This window comes from Micromonospora sp. C28SCA-DRY-2 (assembly GCF_030519475.1).
Classification (GTDB): Bacteria; Actinomycetota; Actinomycetes; order Mycobacteriales; family Micromonosporaceae; genus Micromonospora.
Genome location: NZ_JAUMKD010000004.1, coordinates 320,102 through 340,259 on the forward strand (window position 1 = coordinate 320,102; position 20,158 = coordinate 340,259).

16 protein-coding genes are annotated in these 20,158 nt (G+C 74.8%); 8 read left to right on the top strand and 8 right to left on the bottom strand.

Going from position 1 to position 20,158, the window contains the following annotated elements; translation table 11 throughout:
* Window positions 1-79: 79 nt before the first annotated feature.
* The 3 genes from Q3W71_RS19090 (at window position 80) to Q3W71_RS19100 (ending at window position 5,058) form a co-directional block, all read left to right on the top strand.
* Complete coding sequence (locus tag Q3W71_RS19090; protein ID WP_302920700.1) at window positions 80-2,476, top strand: M4 family metallopeptidase; 2,397 nt, start codon at window positions 80-82, stop codon at window positions 2,474-2,476.
* Window positions 2,477-2,591: 115 nt separating this feature from the next.
* Window positions 2,592-3,359, top strand: coding sequence for an enoyl-CoA hydratase/isomerase family protein (locus tag Q3W71_RS19095; protein ID WP_302920701.1), 768 nt, complete (start codon window positions 2,592-2,594; stop codon window positions 3,357-3,359).
* A 145-nt stretch (window positions 3,360-3,504) separates the two neighbouring features.
* Window positions 3,505-5,058 carry a serine/threonine-protein kinase gene (locus tag Q3W71_RS19100; RefSeq protein WP_302920702.1) on the top strand — a complete coding sequence of 518 codons (1,554 nt, stop codon included), beginning with the start codon at window positions 3,505-3,507 and terminating at the stop codon, window positions 5,056-5,058.
* Between the two features lie 89 nt (window positions 5,059-5,147).
* Here Q3W71_RS19100 and Q3W71_RS19105 read toward each other — a convergent pair whose 3' ends face one another.
* From Q3W71_RS19105 to Q3W71_RS19115, 3 genes are all read right to left on the bottom strand, one after another.
* The gene (locus Q3W71_RS19105) at window positions 5,148-5,591 is read right to left on the bottom strand and encodes an HNH endonuclease (protein WP_302920703.1); all 444 of its coding nucleotides are present in this window, start codon (window positions 5,589-5,591) and stop codon (window positions 5,148-5,150) included.
* 313 nt (window positions 5,592-5,904) lie between these two features.
* Complete coding sequence (locus Q3W71_RS19110) at window positions 5,905-7,434, bottom strand: FAD-dependent oxidoreductase (RefSeq protein WP_302920704.1); 1,530 nt, start codon at window positions 7,432-7,434, stop codon at window positions 5,905-5,907.
* A 39-nt stretch (window positions 7,435-7,473) separates the two neighbouring features.
* Window positions 7,474-7,965, bottom strand: coding sequence for an MSMEG_6728 family protein (locus Q3W71_RS19115; protein WP_302920705.1), 492 nt, complete (start codon window positions 7,963-7,965; stop codon window positions 7,474-7,476).
* A gap of 91 nt (window positions 7,966-8,056) precedes the next feature.
* On the opposite strand from Q3W71_RS19115, the gene Q3W71_RS19120 reads away from it, so the two are divergent.
* Window positions 8,057-10,045, top strand: coding sequence for a TrkA family potassium uptake protein (locus Q3W71_RS19120; protein ID WP_302920706.1), 1,989 nt, complete (start codon window positions 8,057-8,059; stop codon window positions 10,043-10,045).
* A gap of 38 nt (window positions 10,046-10,083) precedes the next feature.
* Here Q3W71_RS19120 and Q3W71_RS19125 read toward each other — a convergent pair whose 3' ends face one another.
* The gene (locus tag Q3W71_RS19125) at window positions 10,084-11,313 is read right to left on the bottom strand and encodes an APC family permease (protein WP_302920707.1); all 1,230 of its coding nucleotides are present in this window, start codon (window positions 11,311-11,313) and stop codon (window positions 10,084-10,086) included.
* A 10-nt stretch (window positions 11,314-11,323) separates the two neighbouring features.
* Window positions 11,324-12,061 (bottom strand): phosphatase PAP2 family protein, encoded by a 738-nt coding sequence (locus tag Q3W71_RS19130; RefSeq protein WP_302921017.1) that lies wholly within the window; start codon window positions 12,059-12,061, stop codon window positions 11,324-11,326.
* A gap of 121 nt (window positions 12,062-12,182) precedes the next feature.
* On the opposite strand from Q3W71_RS19130, the gene Q3W71_RS19135 reads away from it, so the two are divergent.
* A complete protein-coding gene (locus Q3W71_RS19135; protein ID WP_302920708.1) occupies window positions 12,183-13,391 on the top strand; it encodes a DUF4032 domain-containing protein in 1,209 nt (402 codons plus the stop codon).
* 638 nt (window positions 13,392-14,029) lie between these two features.
* On the opposite strand, the gene nagA is transcribed toward Q3W71_RS19135, so the two are convergent.
* From nagA to Q3W71_RS19150, 3 genes are read right to left on the bottom strand one after another with little or no spacing between them, the layout of a single operon-like run.
* The gene (gene nagA / locus Q3W71_RS19140; RefSeq protein ID WP_302920709.1) at window positions 14,030-15,139 is read right to left on the bottom strand and encodes an N-acetylglucosamine-6-phosphate deacetylase; all 1,110 of its coding nucleotides are present in this window, start codon (window positions 15,137-15,139) and stop codon (window positions 14,030-14,032) included.
* The gene (locus Q3W71_RS19145) at window positions 15,136-16,059 is read right to left on the bottom strand and encodes an ROK family protein (protein WP_302920710.1); all 924 of its coding nucleotides are present in this window, start codon (window positions 16,057-16,059) and stop codon (window positions 15,136-15,138) included. The genes nagA and Q3W71_RS19145 overlap by 4 nt, the downstream gene beginning before the upstream one ends.
* The gene (locus tag Q3W71_RS19150) at window positions 16,056-16,985 is read right to left on the bottom strand and encodes an SIS domain-containing protein (protein WP_302920711.1); all 930 of its coding nucleotides are present in this window, start codon (window positions 16,983-16,985) and stop codon (window positions 16,056-16,058) included. Before Q3W71_RS19150 ends, Q3W71_RS19145 begins: the two co-directional genes overlap by 4 nt.
* A gap of 196 nt (window positions 16,986-17,181) precedes the next feature.
* Here Q3W71_RS19150 and Q3W71_RS19155 point away from each other — a divergent pair, with 196 nt between their 5' ends.
* From Q3W71_RS19155 to Q3W71_RS19165, 3 genes are all read left to right on the top strand, one after another.
* Window positions 17,182-17,967: a DeoR/GlpR family DNA-binding transcription regulator gene (locus Q3W71_RS19155; protein WP_302920712.1), complete on the top strand. Its 786-nt coding sequence runs from the start codon at window positions 17,182-17,184 to the stop codon at window positions 17,965-17,967.
* A gap of 122 nt (window positions 17,968-18,089) precedes the next feature.
* A complete protein-coding gene (locus tag Q3W71_RS19160) occupies window positions 18,090-19,100 on the top strand; it encodes an ATP-binding cassette domain-containing protein (protein WP_302920713.1) in 1,011 nt (336 codons plus the stop codon).
* Window positions 19,097-20,113 carry an ABC transporter permease subunit gene (locus Q3W71_RS19165; protein WP_302920714.1) on the top strand — a complete coding sequence of 339 codons (1,017 nt, stop codon included), beginning with the start codon at window positions 19,097-19,099 and terminating at the stop codon, window positions 20,111-20,113. Before Q3W71_RS19160 ends, Q3W71_RS19165 begins: the two co-directional genes overlap by 4 nt.
* Window positions 20,114-20,158: the final 45 nt, after the last annotated feature.

Sequence of the window (20,158 nt, forward strand, 5' to 3'; positions counted from 1 at the left end):
CCTCTCCCTGTCTGATCTACTCGTCGCGCATCCGCATCCGTGACCACGCTCGTCACACCACCCCCGCCCAGGAGGGCACGTGAGAAGACCCCTTGCCGCCGTCGGCGCGGCCCTGCTCGCCGGCGGTCTGCTGACCGTTGTCGCCACCCCGGCGACCGCAGCGCCCACGCCCGCGCCCGCGCCCGTGCCGAACCCGGTCGCCCGCGCGGCGGCCGCGCTGCGCGCCAACCCGGGCGCCGTCCAGGGCGGCAGCGCCGAGTCCTACCAGGTGTACCGCACCAAGGTGGACGCCGACGGCAGCGCGCACGTCCGCTACACCCGGACCTACCGGGGGCTCCGGGTGCACGGCGGTGACTTCGTCATCCACACCGCCCCGGGTGGCGGCTACGCCGGCTCCTCGGTCGGCCTGACTGCCCCGCTGACCCTCGGCACCACCGCCAAGGTCTCCTCGGCCACCGCCAAGAAGGCCGCGCGGGCCCAGTTCGCCGGGAAGGTCACCACGGTCGGCGCCCCGGAACTCTTCGTGGACGCCAGCTCCGGCACCGGCCGGCTGGCCTGGGAGACCGTGGTCAGCGGCTGGGCCCCGGACGGGCAGACCCCGTCCCGGCTGCACGTCGTCACCGACGCCACCACCGGCAAGCTGATCGGCACGTACGACGAGATCGAGTCGGTCTCCGGCACCGGCCGCAGCCTCTACTCCGGCTCGGTGAGCGTGGAGACCACCCAGACCGGCAGCGTGTACCAGCTCATCGACCCGTCGCACGGCAACGGCTCCACCTGCGACATGAACAACGGCACGTCGACCTGCACCGCGTTCATCGACGCGGACAACGCCTGGGGCAGTGGCGCCAACGCCAACCGGCAGTCGGCCGCCATCGACGCCCACTTCGGCGCCGCGACGACGTTCGACTACTTCAAGAACGTGCACGGCCGCAACGGCATCTTCGGTGACGGGCGCGGGGTGCCCAGCCGGGTGCACTACGGCCAGAACTACGACAACGCCTTCTGGGACGGCGCCCGGATGACGTACGGCGACGGCTACGCCAACGTCTCGCCGCTGGTCTCGCTGGACATCGCCGGGCACGAGATGACCCATGGCGTGACCGACAACGTGGTCCCCGGCGGCCTGACCTACGCCGGGGAGTCCGGCGGCCTCAACGAGGCCACCAGCGACATCTTCGGCACGATGGTGGAGTTCTACGCCAACACCTCGGCCGACCCGGGTGACTACCTGATCGGCGAGAAGATCAACATCAACCTCGACGGCACGCCGCTGCGGTACATGTACGACCCGGCGCTGGACGGAGTGTCCGACCGCTGCTGGTCGACCGCCACCAAGAACAAGGACGTGCACTTCTCGTCCGGGGTGGCCAACCACTTCTTCTTCAACCTGGCCGAGCGCACCGGCACCACCGCGTACGGCCACTCGCCAATCTGCGGCAGCGCGCCCGGGATGACCGGCATCGGCCGGGACAAGGCGGCGAAGATCTGGTTCCGCGCGCTTGACGTGTACTTCACCTCCAACACGTCGTACGTGAACACCGCCAACCCGGCGAACACCGCCCGGGCGTACACCCTGCGGGCGGCGACCGACCTGTACGGCAGCTGCTCCACCGAGTACCGGGCCGTCCAGGCGGCCTGGACCGCGGTGAACGTGGCCGGCAACGACGCCACCTGCTCCACCGGCAGCGACTTCGGCGTCACGCTGTCGCCGACCGCCGGCGCGGTCGACCCGGGCGGCTCCGTCGCCACCACCGTCGCCACCACGACCACCAGCGGCTCGGCGCAGACCGTGACGCTGACGGCGACCGGCCTGCCGAGCGGGGCGACCGCCTCGTTCAGCCCGGCCTCGGTGACCTCCGGCGGCTCGTCCACCCTCACCATCACCACCACGGCCGCCACCCCGCCCGGCGTCTACCCGGTGCGGGTGAACGGCGTCGGCTCGGTCACCCGGAGCACCAGCTACACGCTGACCGTGCGCGGTTCCGGTGGCAGCTGCACCAGTCCCGGGCAGCAGCTCGGCAACCCGGGCTTCGAGTCCGGTGTCACCGGGTGGGCCCAGACCACCGGCGTGATCGGCCAGCACGGCACCCGGCAGCCCGCCCGCACCGGCAGTTGGAGCGCCTGGCTGGGTGGCTACGGCAGCGCGCACACCGACAGCCTCACCCAGACGGTGAGCCTGCCGGCCGGCTGCACGTCGTACGACCTCAGCTTCTGGCTGCACGTCGACTCGGCGGAGACCAACATCGGCACCCCGTACGACACGCTGCGGGTGCAGGTGGTCGGCTCCACCGGGACGGTGCTGGCGACGCTGGCCACGTACTCGAACCTGGACCGGGCCACCGGGTACGACCGGAAGACCTTCTCGCTGGCCCCGTACGCCGGCCAGACGGTCACCCTGAAGTTCACCGGCACCGAGGACGCCTCGTTGCAGACCTCCTTCGTGCTCGACGACACCGCTGTCGACGTCAGCTGACCTGACCGCGACATCGGCTCGGCCGACCACGGCGGGCCCGACGGCCACCCCACGCGGGTGGCGGTCGGGCCCGCGCCGTTATGGTCAGCCGGACCGGGACGAGGGAGGCAGGACGGTGGCGGACGCGGAACTCGTGGTCGAGGTGGCCGGGCCGGTGGCGACCGTGGTGATCCACAACCCGGGCCGGCGCAACGCGATGACCCCGGCGATGTGGCGGCACCTGCCGGTGCTGCTCGACGCCCTGGAGGCCGACCCCGCGGTCCGGGCGCTGGTGCTCACCGGGGCCGGCGACACCTTCTGCGCCGGCGCCGACCTGGGCGACCTGGACGAACTGCTGGCCGCGGGGGACCGCAGCATCGCCGTGCTCGCCGAGGAGCGGCTGGCCGCGTTCGGCAAGCCGACAGTGGCGGCGGTGCGGGGCGCCTGCGTGGGCGGCGGCTGCCAGCTCGCCGTCGCCTGCGACCTGCGGATCGCCGCCGCCGACGCCCGGTTCGGCGTACCGCCGGCCCGACTGGGCCTGGTCTACCCGACACCCACCACCCGCCGGCTGGCCGGGCTGGTCGGCCCGTCCGCGGCCAAGCACCTGCTCTTCACCGCCGAGCTGGTGGACGCCGAGCGGGCGCTGCGGATCGGCCTGGCCGACGAGGTGCTGCCGGTCGACCGGCTGGCCGACCGGGTGGACGAGCTCACCGCCGCGATCGCCGCCCGCTCCCGGCTCACCGTCACCGCCGCCAAGGAGATCGTCGACGGCCGGGCGGACCGGGACCGGATCGCCTGGTGGCACCGGCAGGTGCTGGACAGCGGCGAGGCCCGCGAGGGTGTGGCGGCCTTCGCCGAGCGCCGTGCGCCGCGCTTCGCCTGGACGCCGCCGGTGCGGGGCTGACCCCCCGGCGACGGCGCCCGCCGGCGGTCCCGTCCGCCATCGACGCCGTCCATCGTGGACCGCCAACTGCCGTGTGACCACTGGCGATCGGACACGTTCGATGGGCCGCTGGTGTCCGGCGGCCGGGTACGGCAGGCTGTCGGTCGTGCAGCGTGATCAGTTGCTCGCCGGCCGTTACCGGCTCGGCGAGCGTCTCGGCCAGGGCGGCATGTCGGTGGTCCACCGCGCGCACGACGAGGTGCTGGAGCGCGACGTGGCGGTCAAGGTGCTGGTCGGCTCCGACGCGGTGGCCAGACGCCGGATCCGGGCGGAGGCGAAGGCGGCGGCCCGGATGTCCCACCCGAACGTCACGAACGTCTACGACTACGGCGAGTCGCCGCTGGCCGGCGAGCGGGTCCCGTTCGTGGTCATGGAACTGCTCACCGGTCGTACGCTCGAACAGCGGCTCGCCGACGGGCCGCTGCCGCCCCGGGCCGCGCTGCGGGTCTGCGCCGAGGTGGCCGCCGCGCTCGCGGCCGCGCACGCCCTCGGCCTGGTGCACCGGGACGTCAAGCCGGGCAACGTGATGCTCACCGCCACCGGGGCGAAGGTCCTCGACTTCGGCATCGCCGCGGTCGCCGGCGCGCCGGAGATCGACTTCGAGGGCCGGCTGCTCGGCACCCCGGCCTACCTCGCCCCCGAGCGGCTCGACGCCGGCGAGGTGCTGCCCGCCTCCGACGTCTACGCGCTCGGGCTGCTCCTGCACCGGGTGCTCGTCGGCCGGCTGCCCTGGCAGTTGGCGTCACAGACCGGGGCGCTGCGCGCGCACGCGTACGCCGAGCCGGGCCCCCTGCCCGAGGTGGCCGGGCTGCCCGCCGAGGTGGGGCGGCTGTACCGGCGGTGCGTGGCCAAGGACCCGCTCGACCGGCCGGCGGCCGCCGAGGTGGCCCGGGTGCTCGCCGCGGCGGTCGTCAAGATGGCCGAGCCGGATCCGGCCGCGCCCGGCCGGCCGGCACCGGATGGGGCGGACCGGCCCGCGCTGCGACCGCCCGGTGCTCCGGCGGCCGGCGCCGGCCGGCCCGGCCGGCGCGCCACCCGGCTCGGCGGGCGGCTCGTGCTGGCCGTGGGCACCGCGGTGGTGGCGGCGGTGGGCCTCGCCGGCACCCTCGGCGACCCGTCCGTGCGGTCGACGCCGGGCGGCGGACCGCGCAGCGGCGCGACCACCAGCGGTACGGCCGCCGTCGGGTTGCCGGTCACCGCCGACGTCGAGGACGAACCCGCCCCGGGCGGCGGTGCGCCGGGCGGCCGGGCGAGCCCCGCCCCGGCCAGCTCCGCGGTGCCGACCCCGCCCGCCCGTACCCCCGGCACGCCGACGCCGACCACCGGCCGGCCGTCACCGACCGGTCGGCCCGGGGTGCCGGTGTCGGCGCGCGGTGGCGTGGTCCGGGTCGCCTGCGACCGCCAGCTCGTCGAGGTGCTCGACGTGGCACCGGCCGCCGGCTACCAGGTCGAGGCGTACGAGCCGGGTCCGGCGCGGGAGGTCCGGGTCGAGTTCGTCTCCGCCGACAACCGGAGCGTGGTGACCGTCCGCTGCGCCAACGGCCGGCCGGTGCCCCGGGTGAAGGAACGGACCCGCGAGGCGGCCCGCCCCGTCGCCGCACCGGCCGACCGGTCCCGCGGGGCCGGCCCGCTCGCCGAGCGGAGCCGGCGCGGTCGCTGACCGGACACGCACCGCCGGTGGCGGGGCCGGCGGGCGCCACGCCGGGAAAGGCTCCCCGACGCGGCCCCCCGTTCCCGCCGGCCGGTTCCTCAGCGGGCGGCCAGCGCCGCCCAACTCGGCGTCACCGGCTCCCGCCGCAGCGGCATGCCGGCCTCGGCCGGCGTCCGGTCGCCCTTGCGCTGGTTGCACGGGTAGCAGGCGGCGGTCGTGTTCTTCCAGGTGTTCCGGCCGCCCCGCGAGCGCGGCAGGATGTGGTCGATGGTGCTCGCCGGCCCGCCGCAGTACGCGCAGCACCGGCCGTCCCGCCGTAACACACCGGCCCGGGACCAGGCGGGCCCGGCGCTGAACCGCCAGCGGGTCACCACGTACCGGACGAGCCGCACCACCCGGGGGACCGGGAAGACCCCGATCACCCGGTCCGGCTCGGCCTCGTGGATCTCGGCGACCCGGCGGCAGAGCATCCGGATCGCGTGCTGGACGGTGACCCGGTGCAACGGGCCGAGGTCGGCGTTGATGACGAGGACGGCGTCCACCGGGATCTCCCTCCGAGGCGGTGACGGACGAGTGGTCCGGACGACGACAGAGCCGCCCGGTCCGGTTGCTGCGGAACGGGCGGCTCGACGTCGGGCACGCGTCAGTCGGGCCGGCCGCCCCGGTGGTCTTCGGCTCGGCAACCGCCGCCGGGCAGCACCGACCGCACGCGCGTGACGTGCGATATCGACATGGCGGGCTCCCGTGGCGGTGGTTGACCTTGCGGGGATCACGGTAGGCGCGCCCGGTGACGGGCGGCAACGCATTTCGATCTAGGGAGCGCGAGCGCGGGGCGGCCGGCGAGCCGCTGCCGGGTCAGCGGCGCTTGGCCAGCAGGCCGCGCGGGCGGACCGAGTACACCGGCTCGGCCGCACCGCCCTCCGCCCGCAGGATGTGGTTAGCGGCGACGATGCCGGTCGCGGCGGCGCGTTCCATCAGCGCGCTGGGGAACTCCGTGGCGATCCCGTCGCCGGCCAGGTAGAGCCCGGCGGCGTCGGTGCGGACGCCGGGCCGGCCGGCGTTGCTGCCCGGGGTGAACGCCGGCGCCCGGGCCTCCACCCGGGCCCGCAGTTCACGGACCCGCAACCGGGCCGCCTCCGGCCAGAGTTCGGCCAGTTCGACGCGCATCCGGTCGGCCAGCACCTCGGCCGGCACGTCCGGCTCGCAGGCGTACGCGTGCAGTTCCAGCACCGAGCCGCCGGTGCGCGCGGCCCAGCGCCGGGACTCGTTCTCCAGCCGGTGGTAGAGGGTCACCGAGTCCAGCGTGGGTTGCCGGGACACCCCGCTGAACACCGCCCGGCCGGCGTCGACGTCCCCCTCGCACCAGTAGCGGGCCACCGCGTACGGCGGGCCGGGCCGACCGTGGGCGGGCATCCGGGCCACCAGCTCCGGCGCGACCCGGGCCAGGTCGGGGGAGTCCTCGACCAGCGCGGCGAGCGCCGGCGGGTCGACCGCGAGCACCACGTGCCCGGCCCGGTGGGACCCGCCGTCGCCGGTCGCCACCCGCCAGCCGCCGCCCTCCCGGTGCAGCCCGGTCGCCGCCAGGCCGGTGCGCACCCGCCCGCCGTGCCGCTCGACGTGCCGGGCCAGCGGGTCCCAGATCGCCGTGGCGTAGTCCTCGTCCGGGCAGTCGAAGGCCAGCCCCTCCGGGTTGCCGAGCAGGTAGAAGTGGAACTGGGCGACCAGTTCGGCGGCGGACATCTCCGCCTCGTGGTTGAAGAACGAGTGCGAGAAGACCTCGAAGAGCATGGCCCGGGCCCGGTCCGGCAGCCGCAGCGAGGTGAGCAGCTCGTCGGCGGTCATCCGGTCCAACTCGGCGTAGGTGCCCACCGGGTCGTAGCTGAGCAGCGGCAGCGCCGCGTCCCGGTCCATCCCGCGCAGGTCGGGCAGGCGCAGGCTGGGGCTGCGCAGCAGCAGCGCCAGCAGGTTCAGCGGCGGCGCGGGCGGCAGGTCGCCGAACTCCTCGGTGGGCCACCGCCGGCTCAGGATCGGGTAGCCCGGGATCGGCTTGAGCAGGCCCAGGGCGGGGTCGACCCGGCGCAGCACGGCCCGCCAGTTGTAGTACTGCCGGAAGAACGCGTGGAAGCCGTGCTCCACCCGCTGGACGCCGTCGGCGAGCGCCTCCGGCCAGGCGCCGAGCCGCCCGCCGAGGGTCGGCGCGGCCTCCAGCACGGTCACCGCGACGCCGCGCTCGGCGAGCACCACGGCCGCCGACATGCCGGCGATGCCGCCGCCCACCACCACGGTCTCCACCGGGTGCGGCACGCGGGGGGCGCCACCGCCGCCCGGGTCCACCACGTGCCGGCGTACGCCGACGAACCGGCCGAGCAGCTGTGACAACGACACGGACACCTCCCGGCCGGTGGGTGTGTCCAGTCTGCCCGGTCAGCCCTCGGTTGGCAGCAGACAGCGCCGCTGACGGTCCGAGGCGGGCCAGACGTACTCCAGGTCGGGCGGGACGTCGCCGAAGATCGACCGGTAGTGCTCCGGGTCCTTGCGGAGCAGTGACGAGCGGTGGCTCAGGTGCAGGTCCTCCCGGCCCAGCCAGGGCGGCAGCTCGCCGGCGGCGGCCAGCTCCGGTTGGGGACGGACGGTCTCGATGCCGCAGGCGGCGGCGAGGTCGCGGGTCATGGTGGCGGCGCAGGTGTCCGCCCGCCCCGGTTCCGACCAGACCGCGCACATGTCCAGCCCGTACCGGGTCAGCGCCTCCTCGTACCCGGCCCACATCTTCACCGCCGGGTGGTTGCGCCAGCCGTACGTCGGCCAGGTCAGCCCGCGCAGCACCTGGATCGTCTCCACCCGCTGCTTGCCCAGCCGCTTCTGGTCCAGCGTGCGGGCGCTCGCCAGGAAGTCCGGGTACGGGAGGAAGGTCTGCATGTCGCCTGCTCTACCCGCCGGCCGGTTCGGCATGCCTGCGTACGAACCGGACGGGGTCGCCCAGTGTTGTCGTGCTGACTACGATCCGGGCATGGGGGAGCCGTGGCGGGACCGGGCGCGACGGGCGGTCGAATGGAACTGGCGGCTCCGGCCCGCCGGTGATCCCCGGCCGCACTACGTGATCTGCGGGCGGGACGCGCTCGCCTACTACGTCGCCAAGGCGTTGCTGGAGACGGAACTGCCGGCCGGTGGCGCGCGGGTCACGGTGGTGGTGCCGGAGCGCTACCGGGTGGCCGGGCCCGACGTGGCCGGCCTGCGCGGGGTGCGGGTGGTCCGCTCCGACCGGCTCGACGTGCCGACGTTCCAGGCCGCCGGCCTGGCCGGGGCGAGCGGGCTGGCCCTGCTGCACCAGGACGACGTCGGCAACCTGCACGCCGCGCTCTGCGCCCAGGCGGTCGACGACGAGGTCCGCCAGGTGCTGCGGATGTTCAACAACACCCTGGCCGACGGGGTCCGCACCCTGCTCAAGGCGCGGGTCGAGGTGCTCTCCGACGCCGAGATGGCCGCCCCGGCGTTCGTCGCCGCCGCGCTCGGCGAGGTCGACCCGACCCACTTCCAGCACCGCGACCGCACGCTGCGGGTGGCCCGCCGCGCCGACGTACGCGAGCAGGACGTGGTCTGCGGGCTGGCCGACCTGAGCGACCCGCAGCGGGTCCGGCTGTTCCCCCCCGACCAGTCCACCGCCGACCTGGTGCTCGCCGAGGCCACCGGGCAACCGCCCGGCACCGAGGTGGCCGCCCGGCGGCTGGTCCGGGCGCGCCGGCGGCGGCGGCCGGTCGCGGTCTTGGTCCGGGCGATCCGGGGCTTCGCCACCCGCAAGATCGGCATCGCGGTGATGCTGGTGCTCGGGCTGATCGCCGTGCTCGGCGCGCTGATCTCCCGGGCCGAGGACGTGTCGCAGTTGGAGGCGATCTACCTCACCCTGGTCACCACGCTCAGCGGCGCCGACCCGGACACCACCAAGCCGCCGGACGCCCAGATCATGCAGGTGGTGCTCAACCTCGCCGGGCTGGCGCTGATCCCGCTGATCACGGCCGTGGTGGTGGACGGGATCGTCAACGCCCGGCTCGCCCTGCACACCGGCCGGTTGCAGACCGACCGCTCCGGGCACGTGGTGGTGGTCGGCCTCGGCAACGTGGGCACCCGGGTGATGGCCCAGCTCCGCGAGTACGACGTCGAGGTGGTGGCGATCGACAAGAACCCGGAGCCGCGCGGTGCCACCCTGGCCCGCCAACTCGAGGTGCCGCTGATCGTCGGCGACGCCGCCCTGCCCGAGACGCTGGAGGCCGCCGCGATCCGCGACTGCCAGGCGCTGGTGGTGGTCTCCACCGACGACGTGGCCAACCTGGAGGCGGCGCTGGCCGCCCGGGACGTCCGCGAGGACCTGCGCGTGGTGCTGCGGCTCTTCGACGGCGACTTCGCCGAGCGGGTCGAGGAGGCGTTCGGCATCGGCGTCTCCCGCTCGGTCTCCTACCTGGCCGCGCCCGCGTTCACCGGCGCGCTGACCGAACGCGCGGTGATCGCCACCATCCCGGTCGGCCGGCACGCGCTGCCGGTGGCCGAGGTGCCGGTCGCCGCCGGCTCCGAGTTGGACGGCCGGCCGCTCAGCGCCGCCTCGCGGGACGGTCAGGTGCGGTTGATCGCGCGTACCCCGGCCGGTGGCGGCCGGACGATCTGGCGCGACCTCGACCCCCGCCAGGTGATCTTCGCCGGCGACCGGCTCACCGTGGTGGCCCGGCGCGCCGGCCTGGACTGGCTGACCCGGCAGTGCGCGCCCCCGGCCCCGCCGGCCCGGCCGGTGCCGGCGTCCCGGACGGGTGCCCTGCCCCGGGCCGCCAGCCCGCCCCCGCCCGCCATGCCGGGCGTTCCGCCGGGCGGCGGCGTCCCGCCGGGGCAGCCCGCCGAGCGGCCCGGGCCGGTCCCGGCCCCGCCGGCCGGCAACGGTGGCCCGCCGGCCGGTTCGGTGCCGGACGACGGCGGGCCGGCCCGGCAGCCGGAGGGCACCGCCCAGCCGAGCTGACGTTCCCGGTGGCCGCCGGCGGGCCCGCCGGGCCGGGCTCAGCGGCGGCGGCGGAGGGCGTACCAGACGGCGCCGACGGCCAGCACGGCGAAGCCGGCCAGCACGCTGGACAGCGGCAGGCTGACCGCGAGCAGCAGGCAGCCGACCAGCCCCAGCGCCGCCAGTGCCTGGACCGGCAGCCGGCGCGCCGGGTCACGGCCCAGGGTCAGCGCGGCGGCGTTGGTGATCGCGTAGTAGACCAGCACCGTGCAGCTGGAGAAGCCGATCGCGTGGCGGACGTCGCCGAGCGCGACCACCAGGATCACCACCGCGGCCACCGCCAGCTCGGCCCGGTGCGGCACCTGGCGTACCGGGTGCACGGCGGCCAGCGCGCCGGGCAGGTCCCGGCGGCGGGCCATCGCCAGCGCGGTGCGGCCCACCCCGGCGAGCAGGGAGAGCAGCACCCCGGTCACCGCCACCGTCGCCCCGGCCCGGACCAGCCAGGCCAGGCCGGGCAACCCGGCGGCGGTCACCACGTCGGCCAGCGGCGCGGCGGAGGCGGCCAGCCGGTCGGCGCCGAGCACGCCGATCGCGACCACGGCCAGCGCCAGGTAGACCACCAGCACCAGGCCGAGGGCCAGTGGCACGGCCCGGGGGATGGTGCGCTCCGGCTCGCGGACCTCCTCGCCGAGCGTGGCGATCCGGGCGTACCCGGCGAAGGCGAAGAAGAGCAGCCCGGCGGCGGTGAGCACGCCGCGGCCCGAGCCGCCGGCCGCGCCCAGCCGGTCCAGCGAAACGTCGGGCGCCCCGGTCACCGCGACCAGGGCCAGCACCGCCAGCACCAGCCCGACCAGGACCTTGGTGGCGGTCACGGTCTTGCCGATGCCGCGCAGGTTGACCATGGTCACCGTCAGCACCGCCGCGACCGCCACCAGCCGGGCCTGCCCCGGCCAGAGGTACGCCCCGATGGTCAGCGCCATCGCCGCGCAGCTCGCCGTCTTGCCGACCACGAATCCCCAGCCGGCCAGGAAGCCGGCGAACGGGCCGAGCCGCTCCCGGCCGTAGACGTACGTGCCGCCGGACTCGGGGTAGCGGGCGGCCAGCCGGGCTGAACTGGTCGCGTTGCAGAAGGCGATGAGGCCGGCCAGCGCCAGCGCCGCCAGCAGCCCTGCCCCGCCGGCCGCCGCCGCGGCGGGTGCGAAGACCACGAAGACGCCCGCGCCGAGCATCGACCCCAGCCCGATGACCACAGCATCGGGTACGCCCAGCCGGCGCGCCAGTTGGTTCACGCCGGGCAGGCTAGGTGACGGAGGTGAACGGACGGTCCCAGGTGCGCGGCGCGCCGGGCAACGGCAGGTCGTCCCAGGGCACCCGGTGCAGCAGCCGGTCCAGCAGCAGGCCCAGCAGCAGCCCGGCCACCGAGTCGGTCAGCCAGTGCCAGCCCAGGTAGGTGGTGGTGCAGAGCACGACCAGCGGCGGCACCACCCGGACCACGGTGACCAGCCGGGGCGGCATGGCGCGCCCGTAGCCGCGCAGCAGCGGCGCGAGCAGCAGGGCGATCACGCCGTACCAGACGATGGCGTTGGCCACGTGCCCGGACGGGTAGGACTGGGCGAACCGGAGCGGCAGGTCCTCCTGGAAGAGCGGCAGGGTCTGCTCCGGTGGCAGGAACGGCTCCTTGACGCTGGCGCTCGGCGCCGGCCGGGCGGTCCACACCTTGAGCGGGCCGATGGTCAGGTAGGTGAGCGCGAACGCGAGCACCGGTGGCAGCACCGGCCGCACCGACCGGAGCCGGACCGCCAGCAGCACCCCGAGCCCCAGCGCGATCAGCGTCAACGGCGTGCCCTGACCGAGGTAGTTGAGCACCACCGCGGTCCAGTGCGCGGCCGCGGGCCGGTGCGCTTCCGACCAGTCGGCGACCGCCCGGTCGATCCCGAAGAGCCGGTCGGTGGCGAGCGCCACGGTCAGCCCGACGAGCGCGACCAGCAGCGCGGCGTCGAACCACCAGCCGGCCGGGCGGACCGGCCGGAGCCGCACCGTCCGCCGTACCGCCGTGGTCTCCCGCACGCGACCACGCTACCGGCCCCGCCCGGCGGCGGCTGTGTGCCGAGCCACGTGGGGGAGCGCTCGGGCGGGGCGACGAGTCAAACTTGTGCCCGTGCGGATCACCTCGGCTCTCGTCGACCCGGCGCTGCTCGACCTTCCCTGGTCGACCCCGCTGGAAGAGTGGCCTGCCCAGCACCTGGTCGCGCTGCCGCAGGGCATCTCGCGGCACATCGTCCGCTTCGTCCGCCTCGGCGACTACGTCTACGCGGTGAAGGAGACCGGCGAGCGGGTGGCCGAGCGCGAGTACGACCTGCTCCGCGCGCTGGAGCGGATCGACTTCCCGTCGGTGGAGGCGGTGGCGATCGTCGCCGACCGGCAGAGCGACGACGGCGAGCCGCTCGACCCCGTGCTGATCACCCGGCACCTGCAGTTCTCGCTGCCCTACCGGGCCCTCTTCTCGCACACGCTCCGGCCGGAGACGATGGGCCGGCTGCTCGACGCGCTCGCCGCGCTGCTGGTCCGGATGCACCTGACCGGCTTCTTCTGGGGCGACTGCTCGCTGTCCAACACGCTGTTCCGGCGTGACGCCGGCGCGTTCGCCGCCTACCTGGTGGACGCCGAGACCGGGGCGCTGCACCAGTCGCTCTCCAACGGCCAGCGCGGCGAGGACCTGGAGATCGCCCGGGTCAACATCTTCGGCGAGGCGCTGGACCTCCAGGCCGCCGGGCTGTTGCACGAGTCGATCGACCCCGAGGTGGTCTGCGAGGAGGTCGTGCAGCGCTACGAGCGGCTCTGGCACGAGATCACCTACGAGCAGCAGGTCGAGCGGGACGCCCGGCACGACATCGAGGGGCGCATCCGGCGCCTCAACGAGCTGGGCTTCGACGTGGCCGAGGTGGCCATGTCCACCATCGACAACGGCCGCTACCTGATCCGGCCCAAGGTGGTCGACGCCGGCTACCACAGCCGCCGGCTGCTCCGGCTCACCGGCCTGGACGCCGAGGAGAACCAGGCCCGCCGGCTGCTCAACGACCTGGACGCGTACCGGGCGGAGAGCGACCTGACAGACGAGCAGCAGGCCGCCCACCGCTGGCTGACCGAGGTCTTCGAGCCGGTGGTCCGGGCGGTCCCCGCCCACCTGCGCCGCAAGCTGGAGCCGCAGGAGCTGTTCGCCCAGATCATCGAGCACAAGTGGCTGCTCTCCGAGCGGGCTGGCCGGGACGTCGGGATGGCCCCGGCCGTGCAGTCGTTCCTGTCGGAGGTGCTGGTGCACCGCCCCGACGAGCAGGCCGTGCTCGGCGTCGAGGTGCCCACCGGCTGACCACCGACGGACAGCCGCCGCCAGGCACGACGGTGACTGCCGGACGGGGTGCGGCGCCCTGCCTCTTCGCTGCGTGCACGATGCCCCTGGTGCCCTTTCGAGCTGCCCCTACAGATGGGGCAGTCACGGCAGTCGGCAGCATGATCCGCGAGGACGTACCGCGGCGCCGAGGGCCGGCACGCTTCGGCCGGCCAGGGCAGCCGGCGGGCGGTCGGCGGCAACTGGGGCCAGCTGGCGTGCGGCCGGGCGGCAACCGGGGCCAGCTGGCGTGCGGGCGGGCGGCAACCGGGGCCAGTTGGCGGGCGATGGGCGGCAGCTGCGGACCAGCTGGCAGGGGGTGGGCGGCAACCGGGGGCGGCTGGCGTGCGGCGGGCGGCAGCTGCGGGCAGCATGCCGGGGATCCGATGAGCCGGGTGGTGGCCTCACCGATGGGGCAGCTCGACAGCGTTCGACGAGTGGCTGTCCTGGCGAGCGGCGCGGGGTGAGCGACCGTCGGCCAGAGGGAGAACTTCGGCCAGTTCCGGCAGGCGAGCGGCGTCGTGGGAGAGGCGGCCAGGTCCGCCGGGGCGAGCGGCGTCCCGGGACAGGCGCTCCACGCCTCCGGTGGCCGGGCTGTCCGCGCGCCGACGGTCCCGGCGTCACTCCTGCCAGGCGCCGCCGCGCATCACCCGCACCACGTTCAGGTCGTCGTCGAGCACCACCAGGTCGGCGCGGAGCCCGACCTGGAGGGCGCCCAGCCGGTCGCCGAGGCCGATCGCCCGGGCCGGGGTGGTGGCGACCATCCGGGCCGCGTCGGCCATCGGGATGCCGGCGGCCACCGCGTGCCGCAGCGCGGCGTCCATGGTGAGCGTGCTGCCGGCGATCGCCCCGTCGCGGGACAGCCGGGCGACCCCGTCGGCCACGGTGACCGCCTGACCGCCCAGCTCGTACTCGCCGTCGGGCATGCCGGCGGCGGCCATCGCGTCGGTGATCAGCGCGGACCGTTCCGGGCCGGCGACCGAGGTGGCGAAGGTGAGCATCCCCTCGTGCAGGTGCACGCCGTCGGCGACCAGTTCGCAGACCACGTTGGGGGCGTCCAGCAGGGCCACCACCGGGCCGGGTTCGCGGTGGTGCACCGGCCGCATCCCGTTGAACAGGTGGGTACCGACACTCGCGCCGGCCGCCACCGCGGCGCGGGTCTCGTCGTACGTCGCGTCGGTGTGCCCGACCGCGGCGACCACCCGGTGGGCGGTGAGCAGCTTGACCGCCTCCAGCGCGCCGTCACGCTCCGGGGCCAGCGTCACCATCCGGATCGCGTCGCCGCCCAGCTCGATCAGCTCGGCCAGTTCCTCGGTGGACGGGTCGCGGAGGAACTCCGGGTTCTGCGCGCCGCAGCGGGCCGTGGAGAGGTACGGCCCCTCGAAGTGGATGCCGGCCAGCACGCCCTCGGTCACGAGCGGCCGGTACGCGGCGGTGGCCGCGCGCATCAGCTCGAACGGCGAGCTGACCAGGCTGGCCAGCAGGGTGGTGGTCCCGTGCCGGAGGTGGAACGCGGCGGCCTGCCGGGCCTGCTCGCCGTCGCCGGTGGTGAAGGTGTGCCCGCCGCCGCCGTGGGTGTGCATGTCGACGAAGCCGGGCAGGATCCAGTGCCCGTCGCGCACCGACGGGTACTCGGCCACGGCGGTGATCCGGTCGCCGTTGATCTCCACGCAGCCCTGCCGGATCACGCCGGTCGGGGTCACCACCTTGCCGTTGACCCGCACGGTCATCGCTTCTCCAGGTCGTCGAGGGCGAGCAGGGCGGCGCCGAGGCAGCCGGCCTCGTCGCCGAGGGCGGCCGCGACCAGGCGCGGCTCCCGGTGGAAGGTCATCCGTTCGTGCAGCGCCGCACGCAGCGGGTCGAGCAGTTGGGCGCCGGCCTGGGCCAGTCCGCCGCCGAGCACGATGGTCGCCACGTCGAAGAGCGCCTGGCCGCTGGCGAGGCCGTCGGCGAGCGCCTCGACGGTCTCCCGCCAGACCTGCCCGGCCAGCGACTCACCGGCCGCCGCCCGGGCCGCCACCTCGGCCGCGGTCGCCGGTTCGCCGGCCAGTTCCGCGTACCGGCGGCCGACCGCGGAGGCCGAGGCCACCGCCTCCAGGCAGCCGGGGCGGCCGCAGCCGCAGCGGGGCCCGCCCGGGCGGACCAGGATGTGCCCGATCTCGCCGGCCGCCCCGTGCGCGCCGACCGCGGCCGCGCCGTGCACCACGTGGGCCGCGGCGATGCCGGTGCCGATCGCCACGAAGAGCACGTGGCCGGCGCCCCGGCCGGCGCCGAGCCGGGCCTCGGCGAGCCCGCCGGCGCGTACGTCGTGGCCGAGCGCGGCGGGCAGCCCGAGCCGCGCCTCCGCCAGCTCCCGCAGCGGTACGTCCCGGAAGCCCACGTTCGCCGACCAGACAGCGACCCCGCGCGCCTCGTCGACCACTCCGGGCACGGCCATGCCGACGGCCACCGGGGTGCGCCCGTCGGCGCGGGCCTTGCCGGCCAGCCCCTCGGCGACCTCCAGGATGGTGTCGACCACGGCCGCCGGGCCCCGCTCGGCGCCGGTCGGGTGCCGTTCGGTGTGCAGCACGGTGCCGTCCGGGTCCACCAGGGCGCACTTCATCCCGGTGCCGCCGACGTCCAGCGCGACGACGGCCTGAGCTGGGGTCACGCGAGCACCACGGAGCGGGTCAGGTGGCGCGGGGCGTCCGGGTCGAGGCCCCGGCTGGTGGCCAGCGTGACGGCGAACCGCTGGGCCAGGATCAGGTCGGCCATCGGGTCGACCGGCGTGCGGCCGGCCGCCCAGCTGCTCAGCACGGTGCGGCAGCCGTGGGTGCGGCTGTGCACGAAGGTGGCGCCGGTGGCCGCCACGTCCTCCGCCAGCCCCTCGGGCAGGTCGCCGAACGCCCAGACCAGCCGGTTGGGCGCGGCGATCGAGATGGGGCCGTGCCGGTAGTCCATCGCCGGGTACGCCTCGGCCCAGAAGGTGGCCGCCTCCCGGCACTTCAGCGCGGCCTCCTGGGCCAGCCCGACCGTCCAGCCGCGACCGAGGAAGGTGACCTGCTCGATCCGGGTCGGGTCGATCGGCAGCGGGGCGCGGACCGCCACCTCGGCGTCGGCGGAGAGCGTGGCGATGTTGTCGCCCAGGTGGGCGCGGAGCAGCGCCAGCGCGGTGGTCGCGAAGCGGGTCTGCACCACCGAGCGCTCGTCGGCGAAGGGCATGGGCACCGCGGCGTCGGCCAGCCCGACGGCCGGGGACTCGGGATCGCCGACCAGCACCGTGCTGGGCACCTGGCCGCGCAGCGCGGTGAGCAATTCGAGCACCTCGGTGGTCGTGCCGGAGCGGGTGATCGCGACGAGCCGGTCGTAGCGGCGGCCGGCGGGGAACTCGGACGCCTGGAAGGCGTCAGTCTCGCCCTGGCCGGCGGCCTCGCGGCGGGCCGCGTACGCCATCGCCATGAACCACGACGTGCCGCAGCCGACGACGGCGACCCGCTCGCCCGGGCGGGGAAGGTGCCCGCCCACCGTGCCCACCAGTCGCGCCGCCTCCCGCCAGCACTCGGGCTGGCTGGCGATCTCCGCGTCCACGTACGCCATGAGAACTCCTCGCAGGGGAGAACGGTGCGCAATACGGCTCGTTTGACCCGTCTTTCGCGCGTCATTCTGCGTGAACCCGGTAGGCCGTGGCAACCGATGGCGCGATCGAGCAGGCCAGGGTTTTGCGCCCTCGTAGTTTCGCGCACTAGTGTGCACGCAATCAATCACCGACCGCGCAGTAACTGGAGGCCCCGGGGTGGACCGCTACGCGAGATGGAACGCCCTGCTCGAAATGCTGACCGACAGCGGACGGGTCAGCGTCGAGGAGGCCGCCGAGCGACTGGACGTCTCGCAGGCCACCATCCGGCGCGACTTCGACCAGCTGGCCCAGCAGCAGATGATCACCCGGACCCGGGGCGGCGCGGTCGCCAACGGCGTCTCCTACGACCTGCCGCTGCGCTACAAGACGGCCAAGCACTCGGCCGAGAAGCAGCGGATCGGCGCGGCCGCGGCGGCGCTGGTCTCGCCGGGCACCGTGGTCGGCCTGAACGGTGGCACCACCAGCACCGAGGTGGCCCGCGCCCTGGCGGTGCGCCCGGACCTGAACACCAGCGCCGAGGGCGCCCAGTTGACAGTGGTCACCAACGCGCTGAACATCGCCAACGAGCTGCTGGTCCGCTCCCGGATGAAGGTGGTGGTGGCCGGCGGCGTGGTGCGCCCGAAGTCGTTCGAGCTGGTCGGGCCGCTCGGCGGGGCGCTGCTGCGCGAGGTCACCCTGGACGTCGCGCTGCTCGGCGTGGACGCCATCGACCCGCAGCTCGGCGCGGCCGCCCACCACGAGGGGGAGGCGGCGATGAACAACCTCATGGTCGCCCGGGCCAAGCGCGTGGTCATCATCGCCGACTCGTCCAAGCTGGGCGGGCACGCGTTCGCCCGGATCTGCCCGGTGGACCGGGTGGAGACCCTGGTCACCGACTCCGGCGCCAACCCCGAGGTGGTCGAGGCGTTCCGGGCCGCCGGGGTCAGCGTCATCTGCGCCTGATCCACTCGTTTTCCTCACCGTCGGTAGTCATCCGGCACGCCGATGCATACCGGGTATTGCGGTGCGCTGCATACCGAGTATGGTGTCCGCTGTCATAGCGCCCGTATCGGGGGAGGTGCAGCTTGCCAGCTGTCCTGGAGATAGAAGGTCTACGCAAGACGTACAAGAGTCGGCGGCGGGGCACCCGCAACGCCCTCGACGGCTTCGACATGCGCGTCGAGGCGGGGCAGGTGCACGGCTTCCTCGGCCCCAACGGTTCCGGCAAGACCACCACCCTGCGTACGCTGCTCGGCCTGATCCGGCCGAACGGCGGGCGGATGGCCCTCCTCGGGCACGAGGTGCCCGCGGCGCTGCCCACGGTCGCCGGCCAGGTCGGCGCCATCGTGGAGAGCCCGCAGTTCTTCCCGCACTTCTCCGCCCGGGACACGCTCTCCCTGCTGGCCGGCGCGGGCGACGTGCCGGCCACCCGGATCGACGAGGTGCTGGAACTGGTCGGCCTGCGCGACCGGGCCGGCGAGCGGGTCAAGACCTACTCGCTCGGCATGAAGCAGCGGCTCGCGGTCGCCTCCGCGCTGCTGAAGAACCCGAAGCTGCTGATCCTCGACGAGCCGGCGAACGGTCTGGACCCCGGCGGCATCCGGGAGATGCGCACGCTGATGCGCAACCTCGCCGAGTCGGGCATGACAGTGGTGCTCTCCAGCCACATCCTCGGCGAGATCCAGCTGATCTGCGACTCGGTCACCATCATCTCGCTGGGGCGGCGGGTGGCGTTCGGCCCGGTCGAGCAGGTGCTGGCGCAGCACTCCTCCGGCGCGGTGCGGGTACGGCTGGAGGCGGTCACCGACCTGCCGGTCGCCACCGAGGCGCTGACCGGCGCCGAGATCCGGGTGACCGGCCATCCCGACCACCTGATGCTCACCGGCGTCGACAAGCCGGCCACGGTGACCCGGCTGCTCGCCGAACGGGGCCTGTACGTCAGCGAGCTGGCCCCGGTCGCCGTCGACCTGGAGAGCGTCTTCCTCGAACTGACCGCCACCGCGCCGGTACCCGGCCAGCACCGGCAGGTCGACCAGTCAGCGACGGTCGGTGGGGCGGGGCAGCCCGGCGCCACCGGAGGAGGTTGGGGCGCGTGAGTCTCTACCGTACGGAGTTGCGCCGGCTCGCCAAGCGGCGCTTCAGCCGCTGGATGACGGTGCTCGGCCTGCTGGTGCTGGCCACCGTGATGATCGGCGTCTTCTTCAGCAACCAGAAGATCGACGCGTCCGCGCTGGCCAAGGCCGAGCGCCAGGCCGAGCAGCAGTACCAGGAGCAGGTGCGCTGGAGCGAGCAGGAACGTCTGGCCTGCGAGCGGGCGAAGACCGACGGCACGGTGGACCCCAACCGCTTCCCCGCGGACTGCTCCGTGATCACCCCGCCGCCGCGCGAGGCGATCGAGTCGCGGTGGTTCCTGCCGTCCACGTTCGACTTCCGGGAGAACTTCGGCTTCACCCTGCTGCCCTTCGCGGCGATCCTGGCGCTGGTGGGGTTCGTGGTGGGCGCCTCGTTCGTCGGGGCGGAGTGGAGCACCGGCGGCATGATGAACCTGCTGCTGTGGCGACCGAAGCGGTTGACGGTGCTGCTGGCCAAGCTGTCGGCGTTGCTGACCGGCGTCCTGGCGGTGGCGCTGCCCGCCGCGGTGCTGTGGTTCGGCGGGTTCTGGCTGGTGGCCGTGTATCGCGGCAGCACCGAGAAGGTGACCTCGGGGGTCTGGCAGTCGTTCGCGCTGACCGGGCTGCGCGGCATCGTGCTGGCGCTGCTCATGGCGACCGTCGGGTTCGCGCTGGCCTCGCTGGGCCGGCACACCGCGATGGCCCTCGGCGGGGCGATCGCGGTCATGGTGGTCGGCCAGTTCGGCCTGGCCATCCTGCTGGACATGGCCGGGGTGCGGTTCGCCGAGGCGTGGCTGCTGCCCACGTACGCGGTGGCGTGGATGCAGAAGAAGGTGACCCTGGAGGACTGGGAGGCGTGCAACGCCACCTTCACCGGCGAGTGCCGGCCGGCGACCTTCGACGTCACCTGGCAGCAGTCCTCGGTGCTGCTGGGCGTCGGGCTGGTGGTCATCCTCGGCGCGGCGCTCTGGGCGATGCGCCGGCGGGACATCTCCTGAGGTACGGCGGCGGCGCGGGTCGGCCCTGGTTAGGCTGAGGTCCCC